The organism is Pandoraea sputorum (assembly GCF_000814845.2).
GTDB classification, from domain to species: domain Bacteria; phylum Pseudomonadota; class Gammaproteobacteria; order Burkholderiales; family Burkholderiaceae; genus Pandoraea; species Pandoraea sputorum.
The window spans coordinates 5,278,482-5,298,170 of sequence record NZ_CP010431.2 but is presented as its reverse complement, the minus strand read 5'-3'; the positions used below and the strand labels follow the sequence as shown (position 1 = coordinate 5,298,170).

Sequence of the window (19,689 nt, the reverse complement as noted above, 5' to 3'; positions counted from 1 at the left end):
CGTCGACATGATCGATCTCGGCCTTTCCAAACTGATGTTGATCGGCGTGGTTGCGCTGGTCGTGATCGGTCCCGAACGCCTGCCTAAAGTGGCGCGCACGGCGGGCGCGCTGTTTGGCCGCGCCCAACGCTATATCAACGACGTGAAGGCCGAAGTGAGCCGCGAGATGGAACTCGACGAGCTGCGCAACATGCGCAACCAGTTCGAGGACGCGGCCCGCAGTGCGCAGAACACCGTTCAGAAGCAGTTGCACGAGCAGGAGGCGTCGCTCAACGACGCCTGGGCGAGCGCCACCGGTACGTCGTCGAACGAGATCGCGGGGGGCGGTACCGATGCCGCGACCGGGTACTCCGACAGCTATCTGTCCGAACCGGTGGTGACGTCGAGCCTCCGCGCGAAGCCCAAGCGTCGCAACTGGCGTGTGCGCCGGGCAGCGACACCCATGTGGTTCAAGCAGGCCAGCACGACGCGCACGCAGGTGCAGTCGGGTGCGGCGCGCGTGGCGCGTCACACACCGGCCAAGCTGCGCCGGCCCATCAAGTTCTTCTGAGGCCTTCCGAGGCATAATCGCGCCGAACTTCCTGCCATCAGGCACTGTGCTGGCTTCATTCCTGGATAAGTCGACGTGAGCGACGAGAAACAAATCCCCGAAGGGGGCACCGAAGAGACCTTCATCTCGCATCTGGTCGAGCTGCGCAACCGCATCATTCGTGCGGGCACGTCCGTGATCGTGGTCTTCCTGTCGCTGGTCTACTGGGCCCCGGACATCTTCCGGCTGCTCGCCCGGCCGCTCACCCAATCGCTGCCCGCCGACGGCAAACTGATCGTCACCGACATCACCGGTTCGTTTTTCGTCCCGATGAAGGTCACGCTGATGGTCGCGTTCGTGATTGCGCTGCCCATTGTGCTGTATCAGGTGTGGGCGTTTATCGCACCGGGGCTGTATCAGCACGAGAAGAAGCTGGTGATGCCGCTGGTTGTGAGCAGTTACTCGCTGTTCCTGATCGGCATGGCGTTCGCGTATTTCCTCGTCTTCCCGACGGTGTTTCACTTCATCGCGCACTACAACGCACCCCTTGGCGCGGAGATGAACACCGACATCGACAACTACCTGAGCTTCGTGCTGACGATGTTCATGGCGTTTGGCGTGACGTTCGAAGTGCCGGTGGTGGTCGTGGTGCTCGCACGCATGGGCGTGGTGAGCATCGCCAAGCTCAAGCAGATTCGTCCGTATGTGGTGGTCGGGGCGTTCGTGCTGGCCGCTGTCGTCACGCCGCCGGACATTCTCTCGCAACTGATGCTGGCCGTACCGCTCTGTATCCTCTATGAGCTGGGCCTTATTGCTGCACGGATCTTCGTCAAACAGGGGCATGCCCCCAACGGCGAGAACAACGAAGAGGACGGCAAGGCAACGTCCTGATCGCCGCCTGCCGGGTCAACACAAGGAAGCACGGGTTTCGTCCCGTGCTTTTTTGTTGGGCATAAAGAAAAACGGCCGCGCGGAAAGCGCAGCCGTGTTTTCTTGATTCCGGGACTTCAGTCAGCGTTGTTTTCGTCGCTGCCGTCGTCCTCGTCCTGCGCTGCGCGCTTGGGCGGCGGCGGACGCTTGCCGATCGTCACCGTCAGATCCAGTTCCTTCTTCTTGCGCGTGACGTGCAGCTTGGTCTGCGTGCCCGGCTTGATCTGGGCGATGACGTTGAGCAACTCGGTCGTGTCGCGAATCGACTCGTCGTTCACCTTCGTCAGGATGTCGCCCGGCTGGACGCCTGCCTTGTCGGCCGGACCACCCTGCACGACGCCCGCGATGATGACGCCGGAATCCTGTTGCAGGCCGAACGACTCGGCGATATCCGAGGTAATGTCCTGCGGTTCGACACCGACCCAGCCGCGCGTGACGCCGCCGGTCGTGATGATGCTTTCGAGCACCGAGCGCGCCGTCGACACGGGAATCGCAAAGCCGATGCCCATATTGCCACCGCTGCGCGAGTAGATCGCCGTGTTGATACCCAGCAGATTGCCGTTCACGTCGACCAGCGCGCCGCCCGAGTTACCGGGGTTGATGGCGGCATCCGTCTGAATGAAGTTCTCGAACGTGCTGATGTCGAGGTGGTTGCGGCCCAGCGCGCTGATGATACCCATCGTGACCGTCTGGCCGACGCCGAACGGGTTGCCGATGGCGAGCACCACGTCGCCCACGCGCACCTGCTCCATACGGCCGAGGGTGATGGCGGGCAGATTGTCGAGCGTGATCTTGAGCACGGCCAGATCGGTCTCGGGGTCGCTGCCGACCAGCTTGGCGCGGGCTTTGCGGCCGTCGGCGAGGGCGACTTCGATCTCGTCGGCACCATCCACCACGTGATGATTCGTGAGAATATAGCCTTCGCTGCTCACGATCACGCCAGAACCGAGGCTCGATACCGGGTCCTGACGCACCGTGCCGCCGCCGTCTCCGAAGAAATAGCGGAACAGCGGATCATCGAGGCGCGGGTCGCGATTCTGCTTTTGTTCCTTGCTGGAAAAGATGCTGACGACCGCGGGCATGGCCTTTTGTGCGCCATCCGCATAGGAACCCGCTGCCGGTTTGTCGGACAGACTCGGCGCGACTTCCTGCAAGGCGATGATCGGATTGGCGAGTTGCTTGCCGAAGGAACCCTGGCGTTGCAGCCACTGAGGCTTGAGAGTGGCGATGATGAAGAGCAACGCAAGCAGCACGGTGACCGCTTGCGCGAACAGTAGCCAGAAGCGTCTGAGCATGAAGAAGCGAGGCCTTATATGAATCGTGTTGAACTCGAATTGTATCTGAACGATACCCTGCAAACCGCGCAATTTCGCGATTACTGCCCGAACGGCCTACAAGTCGAAGGGCGCAGCGAGATAAAGAAAATCGCCAGCGGTGTGACCGCCAGCCTGGCATTTCTCGAAGCCGCCCGCGACTGGGGCGCGGATGCCGTGCTCGTTCATCACGGTTATTTCTGGAAGAACGAAGATGCCCGCATTACCGGGATGAAGCGCAAGCGTCTCGGGTTGCTGATCGGTCACGACATCAGTCTGTTCGCTTACCACTTGCCGCTCGACGCGCATCCTGAGCTTGGCAACAACGCCCAACTGGGCAAACTGCTGGGATTCGCCGACGATGGTGGCCGTTTCGGCCCCGATCAGCTCGGATGGCTCGGCGCGCCCGCGCAACCGATGACGCTGGCGGCCCTCGCGGCGCACGTCGAAACCCAATTGGGACGCCAACCCCTGATGCTGGGCGACCCCGGCCGTCAAGTGAGTCGGGTGGCGTGGTGTACCGGTGGGGCGCAGGGCTTCTTCGAAGCGGCGATTGCCGCCGGGGCGGACGTGTATATCAGTGGTGAGGTGTCCGAACCCACACAGCACCTCGCGATGGAAAGCGGCGTGGGGTATCTGGCGGCGGGGCATCACGCGACCGAGCGTGGCGGCGCGCGCGCGCTCGGCGAGCATGTCGCCGAACGCTTCGGACTCGAACATCGATTCTTCGATATGCCGAACCCGGCCTGAGACCGGGGGTAGCAAAGGCCGCCACCCGAGGGGCGGCGGCTTCAGGCGGTTCTTGCGGTTGCCTTACCCGTTCTGCTTTTTGAGGCTGTCGCGGATTTCGCGCAGCAAAACAATATCTTCCGGGGTGGGTGCCGGGGCGGCCGGGGCTTCCGGCTCCGGACGCTTCAGGCGGTTGATCTGCTTGACCATCATGAAGATGATGAACGCCAGAATCAGGAAGTTCAGGGCGACGGTGATGAAGTTGCCGTAGCCGAACACGGCAACACCGGCTTTGGTCAGGTCGGCGTAGGACGTAGGGTTGCCTTTGAAGTCAGGCGGGATGGTGCCGAGCAGGATGAATTTGCTCGAGAAGTCCAGTCCGCCGAAGATCGCGCCGACGATCGGCATGATCAGGTCTTTGACCACCGAGTCGACGATCTTGCCGAAGGCCCCGCCGATGATCACACCGACGGCCAGATCGATCACATTGCCTTTGACGGCAAATTCCTTGAATTCCGACATGAAGCTCATGCCATTCCTCCGCTGTTTTAATGAGTGGCCAGGGAGCATCGCTGTCACGCACGATGTCACCGGGGCGAGACAAGGAAAATGATGACTAAATGTCGTGCACGCGTCAACGAAAGCGGCGATGATAGCGGTTCTCGAGCAGCATCCCAAAAGCGAAACCCCGGGTGGGCGGTAGCCACCCGCAGGGTACGTTAATCCTTTGAAAATACGCGAAAACCACTAGGAGACTGGGGCGTTTAGCCGTTGTTTCAGGCATTTACGCTCGCGTATGATTTAAGGTTGACGGAAATACAAATTCAACCGTGTGGGGCTTGTGATGAGTAACAATCAGAAACGTGCCGTCGACAGCAACCGCCGGAACCTATTGATTGCAACGTCCGTAGCTGGAGGCGTAGGCGGCGTTGCAACACTGGTTCCTTTCGTCAGTTCCCTCGAACCTTCGGAGCGCGCCAAGGCTGGCGGAGCGCCCGTCGAAGCCGATGTCAGCGCGTTGCGGCCCGGCGAGAAGATGACGGTCGCGTGGCGCGGCCTTCCCGTGTGGATCGTACGCCGCACACCGGACGAAATGGCTTCGCTGTCCAAAGTGACTGCCGAACTGGCCGATCCGGACTCCAAGGAAACGTTTTCGTTTCCGATGCCCGATTACGCCAAGAACGAGTTCCGCACGCGCGTCGAGCATAAGGATCTGCTCGTCGTCATCGGCGTCTGTACGCACCTTGGCTGCATCCCTTCCGGTCCCTATGTGGCGAACACCATCCCGGCCCTTGGCCAGGACCCGGGCTTCCTGTGCCCGTGCCATGGTTCGACCTACGATATGTCTGGCCGTGTTTTCAAGAACAAGCCGGCGCCAAAGAATCTCGACGTTCCTCGTTTCATGTTCCTGAGCGACACCAAGATCGTGATCGGTAAAGACGAAAAAGGAGAAGCGTAAATGGCCGCCGACAAACAAGTCGACACGACGGGCTTGCTGGGCTGGATCGACCGCCGGTTTCCGCTCACGCAGCTCTGGAAAGACCACGCATCCGAGTATTACGCGCCGAAGAACTTCAATTTCTGGTACTTCTTCGGCTCGCTGGCCATGCTGGTACTGGTGATCCAGATTCTCACCGGCATCTTCCTGGTGATGAACTACAAGCCCGACGCCAACCTCGCGTTCGCGTCGGTCGAGTACATCATGCGCGAGGTGCCGTGGGGCTGGCTCATCCGCTACATGCACTCGACGGGCGCCTCGATGTTCTTCGTCGTGGTGTATCTGCACATGTTCCGCGGGCTGCTTTACGGCTCGTACCGTAAGCCGCGCGAGCTGGTGTGGGTGTTCGGCTGCCTGATCTTCCTGTGTCTGATGGCCGAGGCGTTCATGGGCTATCTGCTGCCTTGGGGCCAGATGTCCTACTGGGGCGCACAGGTGATCGTGAACCTGTTCTCGGCGATTCCGTTCATCGGCCCGGACCTGTCGCTGTGGATTCGCGGCGACTACGTGGTGTCGGACGCCACGCTCAACCGCTTCTTCGCGTTCCACGTGATTGCGATTCCGCTGGTGCTCATCGGGCTGATCGTTGCGCACATCATCGCGCTGCACGAAGTCGGGTCGAACAACCCGGACGGCGTCGAAATCAAGGACAAGAAGGACGCCAACGGCCGTCCGCTCGACGGGATTCCGTTCCATCCGTACTACACGGTCCACGACATCATGGGTGTGGGCGTGTTCCTGATGGTCTTCTCGGCGATCGTGTTCTTTGCGCCGACGATGGGTGGCTACTTCCTGGAAGCGAACAATTTCATCCCGTCGGACCCTCTCAAGACGCCGCCGCACATCGCGCCGGTCTGGTATTTCACGCCGTTCTATTCGATGCTGCGCGCCACGACCGATGACTTCAAGCATCTGCTGATGGGCATTGCGGTGCTGGTCACGGCGGTCTGGTGGATCAAGGGGAAGGCTGCGGTGACGACCAAGGTGGCTGCGTCCGGCGGTGTGGTGTTGCTGCTGCTGGCGATGTACCTGACCGAGGCGAAGTTCTGGGGCGTGGTGGTGATGGGCGGCGCGGTGGTGACGCTGTTCTTCCTGCCGTGGCTCGACCATAGCCCGGTGAAGTCGATTCGTTACCGTCCGGGCTTCCATAAGGTGTTGCTGGGTATTCTCGTCGTTGTTTTTGCGGTGCTGGGGTATCTGGGGATCCAGGAGCCGACGCCCGTGAAGACGGCCATCTCGCAGATTGGCGCGCTGTATTACTTCGGATTCTTCTGGCTGATGCCGCTGTGGAGCAAGCGCGGCACCTTCAAGCCGGTGCCGGAGCGCGTGACCTTCGCGGCGCATTGAGCGCACTCAAACGACGACTAGGGATATCAAGATGAGAAAACTGTTGCTTATCCTGGCGCTCCTGAGTGGCTTCACGGCGCCGGCTTTGGCTGAAGAGGGTGGGGCGCTGGACACCGCGCCCAACCGGATCGACGATCTGGCGTCGCTGCAGCGGGGCGCCAAGCTGTTTGTGAACTACTGCCTGAACTGCCACTCGGCGGCGTCGATGCGGTATTCGCGGCTCAAGGATCTGGGCTTGTCGGACACGGAGATCAAGAACAATCTGCTCTTCACGACCGACAAGATCGGCGAGACGATGACCGTGGCCATGCGCGCGGCTGACGCCAAGGAGTGGTTCGGCTCGGCCCCGCCCGACCTGTCGGTCGAGGCCCGCGCCAAGGGCACGGACTGGCTGTACACCTACTTGCGTACGTTCTATCGGGACGATTCCCGTCCGACCGGTTGGAACAACGTCGCGTTCCCCAATGTGGGCATGCCGAACCCGTTCTGGCAGTTGCAGGGACAGCGGGGGCTGAAGCATGCGCAAGGGGCGGAACATGGTCCGGCGCAGTTCGTACAAATCACTCAAGGGACGATGAAGCCAGTGGAATTTGATTCTGCTATAGCGGATTTGGTATCTTATCTGGATTGGATGTCGGAACCGGCGCAGCGCACGCGCCGGCAGTTGGGTGTCTGGGTTCTGTTGTTCCTGGGACTCTTTACGGTACTTGCCTGGCGCCTGAATTCGGCCTATTGGAAGGACGTGAAGTAAAATAACGTCTGTACGACGGGGCCAGGGTTTGGGAAGCTCGGTTTCCCGCCCCGGCCCCGTTGGTTTTTAAGGAAGACGCGCTATGATGGTTTTGTACTCGGGCACGACGTGCCCCTTCTCCCAGCGTTGCCGGCTGGTTCTGTTCGAAAAGGGCATGGATTTCGAAATCCGTGACGTCGATCTGTTCAACAAGCCGGAAGACATTGCGGTGATGAACCCGTACGGTCAGGTGCCGATTCTTGTCGAGCGCGACCTGATTCTGTACGAATCGAACATCATCAATGAGTACATTGACGAACGTTTCCCGCATCCGCAACTGATGCCGGCCGATCCGGTGCAGCGTGCGCGTGCGCGTCTGTTCCTGTTCAACTTCGAGAAAGAGCTGTTCGTGCATGTGAGCGCGCTCGAGAACGAGAAGGGCAAGGCAGCGGAGAAGACTCACGAGAAGGCACGTTTGTCGATTCGCGATCGTCTGACGCAGCTTGCGCCGATTTTCGTGAAGAACAAGTACATGCTGGGTGAGGAGTTCTCGATGCTCGACGTGGCGATCGCGCCGCTGCTGTGGCGTCTGGATCACTACGGCATCGAACTGTCGAAGAACGCTGCGCCGTTGATGAAGTATGCCGAGCGGATTTTCAGCCGTTCGGCGTACATTGAAGCACTGACGCCGTCTGAAAAGGTCATGCGTCGCTAATGTGTCGATATGCCCGCTGGCGAGGCTGGTTTGCCGGGGAATGGCGAACGGGTTTCGCGGCGGGATAAGTTGGTTATATGCCTGAAACGTCTACCAAGCCTTATTTACTGCGCGCGCTGTACGAGTGGTGTACCGACAATGGGTACACGCCGTATCTGGCCGTGCATGTCGATGCCAGAACGCGTGTTCCGCGCGAGTTTGTGAAAGATGGCGAGATCGTGCTGAATATCAGCTTCGACGCCACGAGCGGATTGCAGATGGGCAACGACTGGATTGAATTCAGCGCCCGCTTTGGCGGCATTTCGCAGAAGGTGGAAGTGCAGGTGCCGAACGTGCTTGCGATTTATGCGCGCGAGAACGGTCAGGGCATGGCGTTCCCGGTCGACAAGCAGGCGTCTGCGGACGAGAGCCCCGAGCTGGAAGCGGTGCCGACGGTGCAGGAGCCGGAAGGCGACGACCCGGATCCGACCCGTCCCGGCGGTAATGGCGCGGCTGGCAGCAATGCCGGACGTGCGCATCTGAAGGTCGTGAAGTAATTCGTGACGGCGGTGAGACGCGAGGCTTTCGGGTGTCGCGTCGCGCTGCGAAATATCGAGCGATTTCGCACCAACAGGTAGTCGCAGTGACCGACGAATCGGTTACAATACACGACTTCGCCGGCTTAGCTCATCTGGTAGAGCAGTTGATTTGTAATCATCAGGTGGCGGGTTCGAGTCCTGCAGCCGGCACCAATACAGTCGGGCCTTTGCGGCCAGTTTCAGCAAAGGCCCGACGTTCGCAATCCCCCCTCCGCGTTCGCAATTCCCTCAACGAGACGGTTTTACGGGGCGTGCGCCACGCGAATAGTGGGCTGTCATCCCGGGCGTTGTGTGGCCTGCGAGACGTTGAGCCTCCTCCAATCCCGACTCAATCGCTTTGCGCGTGACGCTCCGAGCGCGTAAGTCCCGGAACTGAAAATCCGCCTTGTCGATCTTGGCCTTGTCCCGCGCGTTGTCGAAGCGCGAGCGCAGCTGTCCGCGCGTTAGCGGGTGCCCTTTCTCATCGCGCAGCAGGTAGGGCGAGACGTCGACCTCGCTTCCTCGCCACGCCAGCAACGCGTCTACGAGTTTCTTCAACTCGCCGGTGACTTCTATAACGACAACGCTGCCGGTCTTCGCCTGCGAGAATCGCAGGTATCCATTCGATACGTCCGTGCGCCGAACGGCGAGCAGATCGCCGGGGCGCTGGCTCGTCAGATCGGCCAAATCCATCGCATTGCGAAGCGGCAGGTCGGCGTGCTTATAAACCGCGTCGTACAGCTCGTCGGAGACAAGTACGCCCTTGCGGCCGGTTTCTTTACGGCCGCGAACACCAACGCACGGATTTGCCTGTGTCATGAGGCCCCACAAACGAGCCTGATTGAGCGTCAACGACAACACCGCCTTGGTGCGATTGGCGGTGACAACGCCGCGTTTCTCCGCCGTCGCCTGCCAGATCTGGGCCACGTCCGCTGGGCGAATGTCGTCGAGCGCTCGCTCGCCTAGGGTGCCCTGCAGGCGGGTGAGGATGATGTCGTAGAGGCGTCGTGTCGACAGCGCCTTGGCGGGCAACTCCTTCTTCCGATACTCGGTGACCAGCGCGACAAACGTCGGCCGCACGTCGACGGCTGCGGCGGTGCGCAGCCCTTCGATCTCCGCCCACTTGAGCAGTGCGGCCTGACGATCGCTACCGAGCGGCTCCAACGATCGCTTTCCGTCCGCCCAGCCGTAGTCGTAGTAGTAGCGGGCCGTTCCGTCCCGGTTCAATCGAGTCCGGAAATTCGGTATCGCACCCGCGTTGTTTGGCTTACGTCCCATTTACGCTGCCTGAAGGTTCAGAGGAGGCGGAGTGGGGCGCGCGTCAGGTGGGATATAGCCGCTGACGATCCCCAAGCGCTTGTCATGATACGCTCGAGCGATCAGCACCCTGCCATGCGAGTCAATCTCGTGCGGCCACCGGCTGGCCAGCAGCCAGCGAACTTGCCGCTTGCGAATCGGGGTTCCGGTCAGCTCGCGCACTTCCTCACGGGAAAGATAAGGACTCACGACGCCTCCTTCGCAAACAGCCAGCACTTGATGGTCGTCGGTGCCGTAGGGTTTCCGTCGCGGGCATAGATTGCGCTTTTCACGGTCGTGTACTCGATGAATCGACGGCGCTTGCTGGTGCGCAACACCTGCTTGAGATCGCGCAACAACGGGATCTGCTGGCGCCGGTCGGCCGCAACCTGCACGAAGTGGTTGAGGTTCACCGCGATCAGCTCAGGATCGTGCGAGTGATTCAGGCGGGGATGGTCGGCACCGTCGAGATAGTCGAACGCTTCCCAGAACTCGCGCACCATCGGGTGATCGTCGTTAATCGCTTCCTGACGCTGGAGCGCCATCGCTTCCACCTGACTAGCGAGCTGGGCCTTCTGCTCGTCGGTGAGCGCGACGACGTGGCACAGCGCGTCGGCCAACGCCATGAGCTGGCCGTGGTTCTTCGCGATACGGGTGGACTTGATACCGGGTAGCGCGAGCAACGCTTTTTCATGCACTGCCGATCGCTCTTCAATCGTCTTGAGGATCTTCGATTCGGCCTTGGCTGCATTGAGAATGAAGCCCGACACCACTTCGGTTGGGAGGCTCTCGAGCGCAATCGCGGCTTCACGAGTGCGCGGCGTCTGGCCGGACGTGTCAAAGTGCAGATGCACGATGCGCTGCAGGATCGGGGCAGACGCATTCACCGTGGCGTTTTGGCTGATGACGATAGCGCCACGGAACGGTGGCTCATACGTCTCGTTGCCGCCGGTCGCCATGCCTCGGGCGCGCACGCTGCGGCCGTTGTACGCCGTTTTCAGCTCGTCCCAATCGAACGACTTCACGTGTGTCTTGTCCTCGCCGATACGCTCGCGGTCTGACTCGATCAGGACGACGGGCAGACCAGACACCTGCGCAAAATTGCGCGCGCGTGCTGCCAGCGATGACTTGCTTGGGTCGAATCCCTCGTAGTCGCGTCGGCCAAACAGCTTCCAGAGGAATTCGATCAACGTGGACTTGCCCGCGCCAGCCTCGCCGACGATCTCAAGAAACGGGTACGATTTCTGCGTGGCGCGGATCTGCTCGGCGAAGAGCGAGCCGAGCCAATAGGCCAGTGCTGCCAGTCCCTTGGCACCGAAACAAGTCCACAACAGGTTCAGCCAGTCGTCCCGATATTCTTTTGCATCGTCGTTGATAGAGAGCGCCACAGACTGATTCAGCGACTTCACTGCAAGCTTGCCGATCTCGAAGAAGTCTTCGCCATTGATCTGGTGAACGCGACCGTCTTTGACGGCGAGGTCACCCAGAACGTAGCAACCGTACTCGCGGCTGTAACCGATGAAGTCAATCGTCTCCACGCTCTTGATGTTGAAGAGCTGGCGCTCCATCATCCGCTCGAGCATGCCGCTCGTGCCGGAATAGACCGCACCTGGTGCGATCCCGAGCAGTCGCTTCTTGAACTCGCTGCCGGTGGAGATCTGCGAGCTGGAGAACGTATTTTTCACGGCGGGGCCGTCGTGCGGAAATTGCACGCGGAAGTAGTACCAGCTTTCGTCGGTGATGCGATTCTGCTGGAAGTACAACGGCATCGGAAAACAGTTGGCGATTGGGCGGATGCTGCCAGCCTGCTGCAACGCCTTTTCGCGCTTCTGTTCGTCGCTCATGTCAGCGGCTTGGGGACCGTCTTCGATCTCGTCACGCGCTTTGTTGTAGCGATCAAGGTCGAACTTGAACCAGTACAGCCGCTTGCCGAATTCAAAGTCGAACTCAGAACGATGCCCGTCGCTATGCGAGTACATGAGCATGCCCTTCTCGCTGGCACTCTTTGCGATCAGCACCGCGCCGTGATGGCGGTATTCAGCCAAGCCGTCCTTGGAAAGCCGGTGACGCTTCGAGGTGTCGTGGTGCCTGTCGAGCAGATGCAAGTCGCTCCAGTCGAGTTTGCGTCCGCCACTCTGCGGGATCTGCGCGGCCGAACACTTCCAGCCGGACTCCCGTGCGCGCTCGACGTGCTTGCGGGTAAAGCTGCTGCCAGCGGCATCGCCGTCGAGTGCCCAGACAAGGGTGGGGCGATCTTTGCCAGACTCCGATAACGACATTGCGAGGTCGCGCAGCGCATGCTCGGGATAGTTGTTACATGACATCACGGCCACGGCGGCGATGTCATGGTGATGGAGCGCAATCGCATCGAAGATGCCTTCGACGAGCCAAAGCTCGCGAACGCTTTGAAATACCAGTACCGGCGGCTTCCACCACTGCCCTTGATATTGAAGGCCGGGATTGAAGCGCGCTTTCTTCTTGCCGAAACGCCCCGGCTTGTCGATGAGTCGCTCCCAATACCCACCAGCGAACGGAAAGCGCACGGTCGACGTGCCCGCGTTCGCCTCACGGTCGAAATACTGCTCCTGTGTGTACCACCCGCCGACAACGGAAACGTCAAAGCCGCGCGCCTCCCGCATGTACGCGTCGGCGGCAGCGTTGGGATTGGCTTCTGTTGGCGTCTGGTAACGATCGGTCCAGCTCTCGAAGAGGTCGGGATAGATCTCTTTGACGTGTCCCTCCCATGCGCACTTACTGAGGCGACCACAACGAAGAACCCACGGGTGTTCGGCGTGCGTGTATAGCTCCTTCTTGCCGCAATCCGGGCACACCCCCTGCCGCAAGTAGCCACCGCGCTCCTTGAACTGGTAATCATTCAAGAGGCGGGGCAGAAGTTCGTTGTGAAGGCTGTCTTTCATGGTCTTCTAAGTTAGTACTTGGCTACTTCGTCAGGGTGCGCAGCACGCCAGCGCATGAACGGCTCGCGAATCTCCGTCAAGAAAATCGCAGCGGCGTCGGGGTTGGTCTCCAACTCACGCCGCGAGCCGATGCCACATTTGAGGTAGATCAGCTCGACGGCGTCATCGGTCGTGAACGCGTGGCCAGAGAGATCCTCGAGCCACGCGAGAAAAACGCGGTCGTTACACCAGACGCCAGCGAGTCGGGCGAGGCCTCTCATAGGGCGAGTCGCGTATATAGGACGCGCTGCTGGTTGCAACCGCCAGACGTAGAAATGCATACGTACTGATCGATTACCCCCATCGCGGCGAGTAGCTGAAGCACGAGCCATGCGGCTCCAATCGCTGCAAGAACGCTTTTCATGTGCAGCTCCCGCCTTGAGCGACGCGAACGGCGCGCTTTTCCGCAAGCTTGTGTTGTGCCACGAGAATCTCCCACTCCTCTTCCTCAATGCGTCGGCACCCCACAAAGGAAAGCGAAAATGACTTCAGGGACTCATCCACCGCGCACCCACGTGCTTCGAAATCCGCGATCACAGCGGGAATGTCGGGAACCCACATTGCGTACGGTCCAACTGCGCTAAAAAACAGAAATCCACACTCTCTAAGAGGAATTCCCAAGCACTCCCACCCCTTGCCGCCGTCCGGAAGCGAATAGGACACGCTCAAAGGAATTGAGAACTCCTGCGCGATGACGTAGGCAGGGTTGTCGTAACCTTCCTGGGCTTCGAATCGCATTGCCCATTCAGTTCTCTTCTTAGGACGGCTACCGTAGCGCCCAGGCTTCGTGAAATCTGGATGGTGCTTGTCGCCGAACCGGACGCTCATGACAGTGCCGTCGTCCCGGCTAGTCGAAATCTCAGTGGCCCCAATCTCGGCGGACATTGCCCCGTTTTGTTGAGCCACACGCCTGCGCTCGCTGATGTGTTGTCTGACCAGGTGGAGAGCCTTGCCGGACTCGATAATGAAGATCGCTCGATGGTTCATTGCATTCCCTCGTGATAAAGAAGGTTCCTTGATTTGCACGGGTGCGCTCCCTCACGCATGACCAGCGGGGAAGTACGACAGGTCAACGATGAAAGGAACAACAAGGCTATCGACAACAATGCCGAAGCCGTATGCCCAATTGCCCGCCATCTGGGGCAGCGGCCAGACGGTGGGGTGGTAACCGCGCGCCGTTCCGGCGTCGATAGCCTCTTCAAGGGTTCGACCGCGATGCTCGGCCATGAAGTTGACTGCGGCATCGGGAACGAGTGAGTCAGGAAAGCTCGGCGGAAGCCCGAAAGTGCGAATATTCATCGGGCACCTCTGATCCACGCGATAAGGCGGAAGACGAGGCTGCGAACACCCCGATTGCGGTTGTAAGGGCCTTCGATGGTGTAGCCGCCGAGGGCTGACCGGTGAATCAGGTCACAACGAGTATTGCGGTTACGCATGGTTGCTCCTGCTACGTTAATCGCGGTCACCGGCGGAGAGACGCTTAACGTCAACGCCAGAGATCTCGCGGGGTTGCGGCAGTGGTGCAGCCGGCCGGTTTAAAGCACAACGTGCGACGACTGCCAAAGTGGTTCGCATGTACGGGGAGAGAGCTTCCACCGGCGTTTCTTCGATACCCATCGCACGTTGTGCGCGGCGCAGCTCATCGGCCGGAAATGCATTTGCATTCATCGTTGTCTCATCCCGCTCAGGAAATTTGGGCAAAAAAAACCCCTCGCGCCGTAGGGGGCACGATGCGAGGGGAACTTGGGGTGATTCGGTGTCGCGAGTTACGCGGTGCTGTTCAGCAGATCCATCTGCCGATCATCGTCTTCGTCTTGCTTGAGCTTCGCCTTACCTGTCGGAATAAATACGGCAGGGTCCGGTGATTGGCTCGGTGCCAGCGTATGAACTATCGAGAGAAGCGCCATGCAGGTGAAGGCGCATTCGACGTTCTCGCACTGGAAATACAACTGACTCGTCTGGCGCGACATGATGCGACTGGTGCGGATCTTCAAACGCCGCGCGCAGTGAGGGCAAACCATCTTCATCGCGCACTTCCTCGCTTCTTCACGTCGTAAATCGCGCGTCGCCGACCTGCGACACGCTCCATCTGTTCACGCACACGAACTTTCAACAACCACGTTGCGGTCTCCTCAATGCTCGGAAGAGCCAACGTGGCGCGGACTTGTTCGATCAGCTCCAGCTCGTCGTCACTAACGGCAATTTCAATTTCCGGCATCTGATGAGCGGCTCTTTGTCGACTTCGCTTAGGCGGCGTCCAGCGATACATTGCCAAGCAGGCCGAACGCCTCTGCTGCTTGGCGCAGTAGAAGCTCACGCGCCAGCGCGGCGGGCTGCTCACCGAGGTACTGCGCCATCGACGTGATGACGGCCAACTCGGCGTCATTGAGCCGGAGCGTCATACGGTTATCGCGGACACTTTTCGGATCGAGATACACGACGGCCTCCAATCGCTACGGATTAGGAACAGGACGCGTCCTCGGCCAGCGTCGCGTGCAGACGTTCAAACGTCTTCACGTCGCGGGCGCGAAGCGCGAGTGCAACGGCAATCAGGGAGCGGGACGCGAATGAAGTCGTGATCTCGCGGTCACCAGTAGTGGTTCGTGCAAACGCCTTGATGGCGCTCTTCTCGGTGGCCGTGACGGACACGTAAATGACCTCGTTGACCGCCTCGCCTCGCGGCGAGTAGACACGGGGAGTTTTGGCCTTGCTGGGCATGGCGATATACTCGTTGAAAGCCTTGAACAAGCCTTATTATTTCCCTCGATTGAGGGAATGTCAATAAATTTCCATCAAATGGATACCATTGGGTCGCGACTCAAAGCCGAACGCAAACGTTTGGGCATTAATCAATCCGATTTCTCGGCTATCGCAGGAGTCCAAAAGAATGCGCAAAGCAATTACGAAAGTAACGTGCGCAGTCCTGACGCAAATTATTTGGCGGCTATCGCCCGTGCTGGAGTAGATGTGAGCTTCGTTGTGACTGGGGTGCCGGGAGATAGCACTCTGACGGAAGGCGAAGTAGATTTGGTCCGCCGTTTTCGCGAAGCATCAGATGCCGTGAAAGCAGCGGCATTGGGTGCGCTTGTCGGGGGCACGGCGCCAGCCAAGGTGCAGCAGACATTCCACAGCGGCGTAAATATCGGCCAGCAGATCGCCGGCGATGTGACAGTTCCGCAAACCTTCACGTTCGGCAGCACCAAGAAGAAAAAGTAGTTCTTTACCAGGTTGAACCTCGCATACACACAACGATGGCGGGGTAAGGATTTCGGGGATGAACGAGCAAAACTTCCACAGTGACGTCGGTCAGGTGGCCGGCGGCAGTATTGTCAACACCACACACGGCCCCTCTCAAAGCAACGTCATCACGATCAACGGTGCGCCTCGCAATGAGCCACTGCCTACGATCACGGATCTGCAACGTCAGGCGATCAAGGCGAAGGCCGAACCCATCGCTGAGGCGGGCGGCGTCGAACTGGTGCACGTATATCGCATCATCTTCACCCGGTTCGGCATCGAGCGCATTCTCGATCTTCCCAAGGTTGAGTTCATGGCGGCCCTGTCGTTTCTCGATGAGCTTGAGAAGAACAACGCCGTTGGGCTTAACGACTCCTGGGCTGTCGATGCGCCTTCCGGGCCGTACGACGCATCTCGTGTTGCCCCCACGATTCATTTTCACCCGACGCCCTGCCAGGGTTGCATTGGTCTGACCGGCGAATTGGGACTAGTCGAGCGTCAAGCTCGGGCCGCGCGAGTTTGGGCAGGCGTAGCCATGTCAGTTTTATTCGCCGGTGCTATCGGGATTACTGCGGCGTTTTACACCGGGCAGATTGAGGCGAAGGGGCGCTCCGGGCGCGATGCATGCTACTTCGGCAGCGGGGTCTACTCAGTGGGGAGCGTTCTGCCGATTGCCGGAAGCAAGACCCGCGAATGTCTGCCGAATTTAGATGGTCCCGGTGCGCATTGGGAAACAATCGGCACGCCAGCAAACAAAAAGTAGTGTTTAGCGGTTCTGAGAAGGCATGCGCTCTTTTGATCGATACGGAGATTGGAAAGATGGAAGCCATAGAGGAAACGTTAGACGCCTTGCCCGAGGATGGCGAACGGGACATCACGGATGACGTTGAGGACGAAGCGCGCCGGGCGCGACTGAAGAAAGAAAAGGCCGAAGTTATTGCTGAGGTCGCTGCGGGCAATTTCAGTACAGTGCGGGCAAAGGTCGCATGGATACTGAATCTTCACCAAAGCACTCGAAATAGCGACGTGACGTTGAGCCTCAAGTATTGGGAGACGTTCCAACCGGAGCTTTTCAACGAAGGACTCATCCACGCACGCGACCTGTTCAAGCTGGAGCGCACTACGCTCATAGCTCGATATCGCGCGAAGATTCAGAACGAGTACGGCCTGTATCAGGCCGACGCAAAAATTCGCAACCGACGCCGTAAGAATGAAGAGGCGATGGAGGCCGAGGTCATTGCCGATCAGGCACCGCAGCCTGTTATGTGGGTCTACGCCGACGAAACGGGGAAGACAGCGCGGTATGTCATCGTGGCTGCTGTTTGGGTTCTGAGCGGCGGATCTGTCTACAAAGTGTCAAAGGCCATCGATGAATGGAAGGCCAAGTCCCCCTGGGCAAAGCGAGAAGTGCATTTCTCGCGGTTTGGTAGGCAGGACGTAGACACGTTGCGGGAATACCTGGGTGTGGTACTCGCAAATCGTGAGTTTCTTAGCTTTAAGGCGATCGCCGTTGAAAAGGCAAAAACGAAGCGATCAATAGAAGAGGTCGTCGCGCTTCTTCACCGACATATGCTTGAGCGTGGTGCTTTTCACGAGGTCGACACCCAACGCGTGTCCTTGCCAAGAAAAGTCTCCGCAGCGGTGGATGAGGAGCAATCTCTTGATCAGTTCGCTCTAAGTGATCTGAAAAAGCAAGTGAATATTGAGTACAAGCGCGTGCACGGAGACAAACTAGTTTTGACTGATATCGTATCGGTGTCGTCTAAGTCGAATCCGTTGGTTCAGCTTGCGGACTTATGTGCCGGTGCGCTAAATCGTCGCCTTAACAGTGAACAACCCGAGCGGGGCGCGAAAGATGAAATGGCCGATATGGTGATCGAGATGCTGGACCTAAATCTCAATGAAGGTGCCGTGGACGGTCTTGATGCTGCGGCAATGTTCATCGTCTAGCCCGCGTGGTAACAGTCGCGTGCGGTCTCGTTGCCGCACGCGCGTTGTCACTCCTTCTCGTCGGGCACCTCAGTTGCCTTAATCTCCAGCTCGATCTGCGTCGTGAATCCGCTGTTTGAGTCGAGCGTATGCCGCGTCTTGGCGAGAAGCCAATCGGTGTTATCGATTTGCGGCTTGAACCCTCGCACAGACACCGGCACCTCGGGGAACAGCCCAGCGTTGCCGCGCGCAAGCGTCATCGAGAATGTCGCGACGCCACGTTGTATGCGTTGCCACTCGGCGCGCGCGGCGCGCAGGGCGTTCGTTTTGCTGGCGTAGGTATGTCGCAGCTCTTTCGTGTTGCCTGTGGGTTCGACCACCGGCGCTTCCGGCTTCGCCTTCTGACGCTTCTTGCCTGAGCCGTTCGCGGTACCGGTCGACGTCGACGTACTCGTCTCCGACACTGACGTGACCACGACCTGTCCCTTCTTCGCCGCCCGGGTGTCCTGGTAATACGCAACCACGGAATCGAACGACTCACGGTCTGCAACTGAGAAGTGATGCTGGTCCCCGAGCTGCCGGGTGATGGTCAGGCGCGAGAGCGGCTTACCCGATGCCGTCAATGATTGACCCAGCTTCGTGAACAGCAGCTTGTCGGCTTTAACGGTGGCGATGGCGTCGAACATCTTCGCCACGCGGGTTAGAAAGCTCGCGTCCGATTCGCCAGTCTGGTCGATGTGGGACAGCAACTGGTTTGCCAGCGCGGACGCGATCATGGCGCCGAGGTTGTGACGCTGGGCGATCAGGTTGACCAGGTCGAGCAGCGAGACGTTGTGATACGACGACTCCCGCTTCTTCGTCAGGCCAGAGCGCAGATCGGCGCTGCGCGCGCGGATGACGATGCGGTCGGGCGGGCCGGTATGGGTGATCTCATCGACGGTGAACTTCCCCTTGTCGATGAGGCCCTCGTGTTTCCACCCGAACGCCACCGCGAGTTTTGCGCCGCGCGACGGCAGCTCGAGCGTGCCGTCGGCGTCGTCCAGCTCGATATCGAGCTGGTCCGCTTCGAACCCTCGGTTCTCCTCCAACGACAAACTGATAAGCCGGCCGGTGAATGCCCCCGTTATGTCTTTGCCGTCCTTGGTGATTCGGTAGATGGGCACCGGCACCATGTCGTCCTGCGCACCAAGCAACTTGCCCGCCATGCCCGCGACACCACTGACCATACTCACGGCACTATCCGCCAGACCGGAGAGGCTTCCGAACGCTTCTATCACAGTACCTTCCCCACCACTTTACCGACGGTACCGCTGACGACATCGCGGGCGAGGTCGCTGGCGATATTGCCCGCGAGGCTACCCACAACCCCGCCAGCGACTCCACTGACCAGTCCGCCCACAGCATCGCCAACGGCTCCGCTAACTAGGCTACCCACTCCCCCCAAGGCTCCACTAACGAGACCGCCAACACTCCCGAGAAGATCTCCCGCCATACCGCCCAGCAGGCCAGTCGCGAGTCCCAGGAGACGCAGATCGTAGTTGTCTGTCCGTTTGAACGTCGCGGTGAACTCGATGCGGCGGGGGGCACCGTTGTCGAAGAACAGCGTGCTGGTGGTCTCCAGGCTCTCAAGGGTGTAGATGCCGTAAATGTTGCCGGTCCCTTCAAGGAGCGGCCACGCCTTACCCTGGGAACCGAGCGTCTCGAGCATCTTGAGCGACATTCGGCCTCCGGTCAGTTCCGGTAGCAGCGTGCCGCGCATCGTAATCGGCTCCTCGTCTGGGCCAAGGAACTGCCGGTCAGGGCGCAAGCCGATGCGGGGATTTGCGGCATAACGCCAGTTGAGCTGGCGCGACAGTTCCTGGTAGGAGACGGTACTCAGCGTGAATACGAACAGCCCGTAAGCCATCATCATGATGCGTTCC

Annotated in this window: 26 protein-coding genes and 1 tRNA gene; 12 read left to right on the top strand and 15 right to left on the bottom strand. The window is 59.6% G+C overall.

The annotated features are described in order from the left end of the window. Positions 1 to 7: 7 nt before the first annotated feature. Both tatB and tatC read left to right on the top strand, forming a co-directional pair. Positions 8 to 550: a Sec-independent protein translocase protein TatB gene (gene tatB / locus NA29_RS23430; protein ID WP_039393591.1), complete on the top strand. Its 543-nt coding sequence runs from the start codon at positions 8 to 10 to the stop codon at positions 548 to 550. 75 nt (positions 551 to 625) lie between these two features. Then, entirely contained in the window at positions 626 to 1,420 is a 795-nt protein-coding gene (tatC, locus tag NA29_RS23425) for a twin-arginine translocase subunit TatC (RefSeq protein ID WP_039393589.1), read from the top strand. 116 nt (positions 1,421 to 1,536) lie between these two features. On the opposite strand, the gene NA29_RS23420 is transcribed toward tatC, so the two are convergent. Then, complete coding sequence (locus NA29_RS23420) at positions 1,537 to 2,754, bottom strand: Do family serine endopeptidase (protein WP_039393588.1); 1,218 nt, start codon at positions 2,752 to 2,754, stop codon at positions 1,537 to 1,539. An 18-nt stretch (positions 2,755 to 2,772) separates the two neighbouring features. Here NA29_RS23420 and NA29_RS23415 point away from each other — a divergent pair, with 18 nt between their 5' ends. Beyond that, positions 2,773 to 3,522 (top strand): Nif3-like dinuclear metal center hexameric protein, encoded by a 750-nt coding sequence (locus NA29_RS23415; protein WP_039393587.1) that lies wholly within the window; start codon positions 2,773 to 2,775, stop codon positions 3,520 to 3,522. Between the two features lie 63 nt (positions 3,523 to 3,585). On the opposite strand, the gene mscL is transcribed toward NA29_RS23415, so the two are convergent. Continuing rightward, the gene (mscL, locus tag NA29_RS23410) at positions 3,586 to 4,032 is read right to left on the bottom strand and encodes a large conductance mechanosensitive channel protein MscL (protein WP_039393586.1); all 447 of its coding nucleotides are present in this window, start codon (positions 4,030 to 4,032) and stop codon (positions 3,586 to 3,588) included. A 313-nt stretch (positions 4,033 to 4,345) separates the two neighbouring features. Between mscL and petA the strand changes: the two genes are divergently transcribed. The 6 genes from petA to NA29_RS23380 all read left to right on the top strand — a co-directional run bounded on the left by petA (position 4,346) and on the right by NA29_RS23380 (position 8,522). Then, complete coding sequence (petA, locus tag NA29_RS23405; protein WP_039393585.1) at positions 4,346 to 4,960, top strand: ubiquinol-cytochrome c reductase iron-sulfur subunit; 615 nt, start codon at positions 4,346 to 4,348, stop codon at positions 4,958 to 4,960. Then, positions 4,961 to 6,346, top strand: a complete 1,386-nt coding sequence (locus NA29_RS23400; RefSeq protein ID WP_039393584.1) for a cytochrome b — start codon at positions 4,961 to 4,963, stop codon at positions 6,344 to 6,346. A gap of 31 nt (positions 6,347 to 6,377) precedes the next feature. Next, positions 6,378 to 7,097, top strand: coding sequence for a cytochrome c1 (locus NA29_RS23395; RefSeq protein WP_039393583.1), 720 nt, complete (start codon positions 6,378 to 6,380; stop codon positions 7,095 to 7,097). An 82-nt stretch (positions 7,098 to 7,179) separates the two neighbouring features. After that, entirely contained in the window at positions 7,180 to 7,791 is a 612-nt protein-coding gene (locus tag NA29_RS23390) for a glutathione S-transferase N-terminal domain-containing protein (protein ID WP_039393582.1), read from the top strand. Between the two features lie 77 nt (positions 7,792 to 7,868). Beyond that, positions 7,869 to 8,327 (top strand): ClpXP protease specificity-enhancing factor, encoded by a 459-nt coding sequence (locus NA29_RS23385; protein ID WP_039393581.1) that lies wholly within the window; start codon positions 7,869 to 7,871, stop codon positions 8,325 to 8,327. A 119-nt stretch (positions 8,328 to 8,446) separates the two neighbouring features. After that, a tRNA-Thr gene (locus NA29_RS23380) sits at positions 8,447 to 8,522 on the top strand. Between the two features lie 75 nt (positions 8,523 to 8,597). On the opposite strand, the gene NA29_RS23375 is transcribed toward NA29_RS23380, so the two are convergent. The 11 genes from NA29_RS23375 to NA29_RS23330 all read right to left on the bottom strand — a co-directional run bounded on the left by NA29_RS23375 (position 8,598) and on the right by NA29_RS23330 (position 15,349). Then, positions 8,598 to 9,575 carry a tyrosine-type recombinase/integrase gene (locus NA29_RS23375; RefSeq protein WP_231965105.1) on the bottom strand — a complete coding sequence of 326 codons (978 nt, stop codon included), beginning with the start codon at positions 9,573 to 9,575 and terminating at the stop codon, positions 8,598 to 8,600. A gap of 51 nt (positions 9,576 to 9,626) precedes the next feature. After that, entirely contained in the window at positions 9,627 to 9,854 is a 228-nt protein-coding gene (locus NA29_RS23370; RefSeq protein ID WP_257125710.1) for a DUF4224 domain-containing protein, read from the bottom strand. Further along, entirely contained in the window at positions 9,851 to 12,562 is a 2,712-nt protein-coding gene (locus NA29_RS23365) for a toprim domain-containing protein (RefSeq protein ID WP_039393578.1), read from the bottom strand. The genes NA29_RS23370 and NA29_RS23365 overlap by 4 nt, the downstream gene beginning before the upstream one ends. Before the next feature lie 11 nt (positions 12,563 to 12,573). Further along, positions 12,574 to 12,822 carry a hypothetical protein gene (locus tag NA29_RS23360; protein ID WP_039393576.1) on the bottom strand — a complete coding sequence of 83 codons (249 nt, stop codon included), beginning with the start codon at positions 12,820 to 12,822 and terminating at the stop codon, positions 12,574 to 12,576. 139 nt (positions 12,823 to 12,961) lie between these two features. Then, entirely contained in the window at positions 12,962 to 13,627 is a 666-nt protein-coding gene (locus NA29_RS23355; protein ID WP_157127454.1) for a hypothetical protein, read from the bottom strand. 12 nt (positions 13,628 to 13,639) lie between these two features. Continuing rightward, positions 13,640 to 13,900: a hypothetical protein gene (locus tag NA29_RS25925; RefSeq protein WP_157127453.1), complete on the bottom strand. Its 261-nt coding sequence runs from the start codon at positions 13,898 to 13,900 to the stop codon at positions 13,640 to 13,642. Positions 13,901 to 14,053: 153 nt separating this feature from the next. Further along, positions 14,054 to 14,269, bottom strand: coding sequence for a hypothetical protein (locus NA29_RS25920; RefSeq protein WP_157127450.1), 216 nt, complete (start codon positions 14,267 to 14,269; stop codon positions 14,054 to 14,056). 98 nt (positions 14,270 to 14,367) lie between these two features. Beyond that, positions 14,368 to 14,571 (bottom strand): ogr/Delta-like zinc finger family protein, encoded by a 204-nt coding sequence (locus NA29_RS23345; RefSeq protein WP_257125709.1) that lies wholly within the window; start codon positions 14,569 to 14,571, stop codon positions 14,368 to 14,370. Between the two features lie 53 nt (positions 14,572 to 14,624). Next, entirely contained in the window at positions 14,625 to 14,819 is a 195-nt protein-coding gene (locus tag NA29_RS23340; RefSeq protein ID WP_039393568.1) for a hypothetical protein, read from the bottom strand. 28 nt (positions 14,820 to 14,847) lie between these two features. Beyond that, positions 14,848 to 15,039: a hypothetical protein gene (locus NA29_RS23335; protein ID WP_039401584.1), complete on the bottom strand. Its 192-nt coding sequence runs from the start codon at positions 15,037 to 15,039 to the stop codon at positions 14,848 to 14,850. Positions 15,040 to 15,061: 22 nt separating this feature from the next. Continuing rightward, a complete protein-coding gene (locus tag NA29_RS23330) occupies positions 15,062 to 15,349 on the bottom strand; it encodes a hypothetical protein (RefSeq protein WP_039393565.1) in 288 nt (95 codons plus the stop codon). Positions 15,350 to 15,376: 27 nt separating this feature from the next. Here NA29_RS23330 and NA29_RS23325 point away from each other — a divergent pair, with 27 nt between their 5' ends. Genes NA29_RS23325 through NA29_RS23315 form a run of 3 tightly spaced genes read left to right on the top strand, consistent with a single transcriptional unit; the run spans position 15,377 to position 17,788 of the window. Further along, positions 15,377 to 15,817, top strand: coding sequence for a helix-turn-helix domain-containing protein (locus NA29_RS23325; protein ID WP_231965101.1), 441 nt, complete (start codon positions 15,377 to 15,379; stop codon positions 15,815 to 15,817). Positions 15,818 to 15,875: 58 nt separating this feature from the next. Further along, positions 15,876 to 16,601: a hypothetical protein gene (locus tag NA29_RS23320; RefSeq protein WP_052252350.1), complete on the top strand. Its 726-nt coding sequence runs from the start codon at positions 15,876 to 15,878 to the stop codon at positions 16,599 to 16,601. Positions 16,602 to 16,657: 56 nt separating this feature from the next. Beyond that, entirely contained in the window at positions 16,658 to 17,788 is a 1,131-nt protein-coding gene (locus NA29_RS23315) for a DUF3800 domain-containing protein (RefSeq protein ID WP_052253129.1), read from the top strand. Positions 17,789 to 17,835: 47 nt separating this feature from the next. Here the strand turns inward: NA29_RS23315 and NA29_RS23310 are convergent, their stop codons facing one another. After that, positions 17,836 to 18,993 carry a phage late control D family protein gene (locus NA29_RS23310; RefSeq protein ID WP_095178491.1) on the bottom strand — a complete coding sequence of 386 codons (1,158 nt, stop codon included), beginning with the start codon at positions 18,991 to 18,993 and terminating at the stop codon, positions 17,836 to 17,838. Between the two features lie 47 nt (positions 18,994 to 19,040). Then, positions 19,041 to 19,679 carry a phage tail protein gene (locus NA29_RS23305; RefSeq protein WP_072633367.1) on the bottom strand — a complete coding sequence of 213 codons (639 nt, stop codon included), beginning with the start codon at positions 19,677 to 19,679 and terminating at the stop codon, positions 19,041 to 19,043. Positions 19,680 to 19,689: the final 10 nt, after the last annotated feature.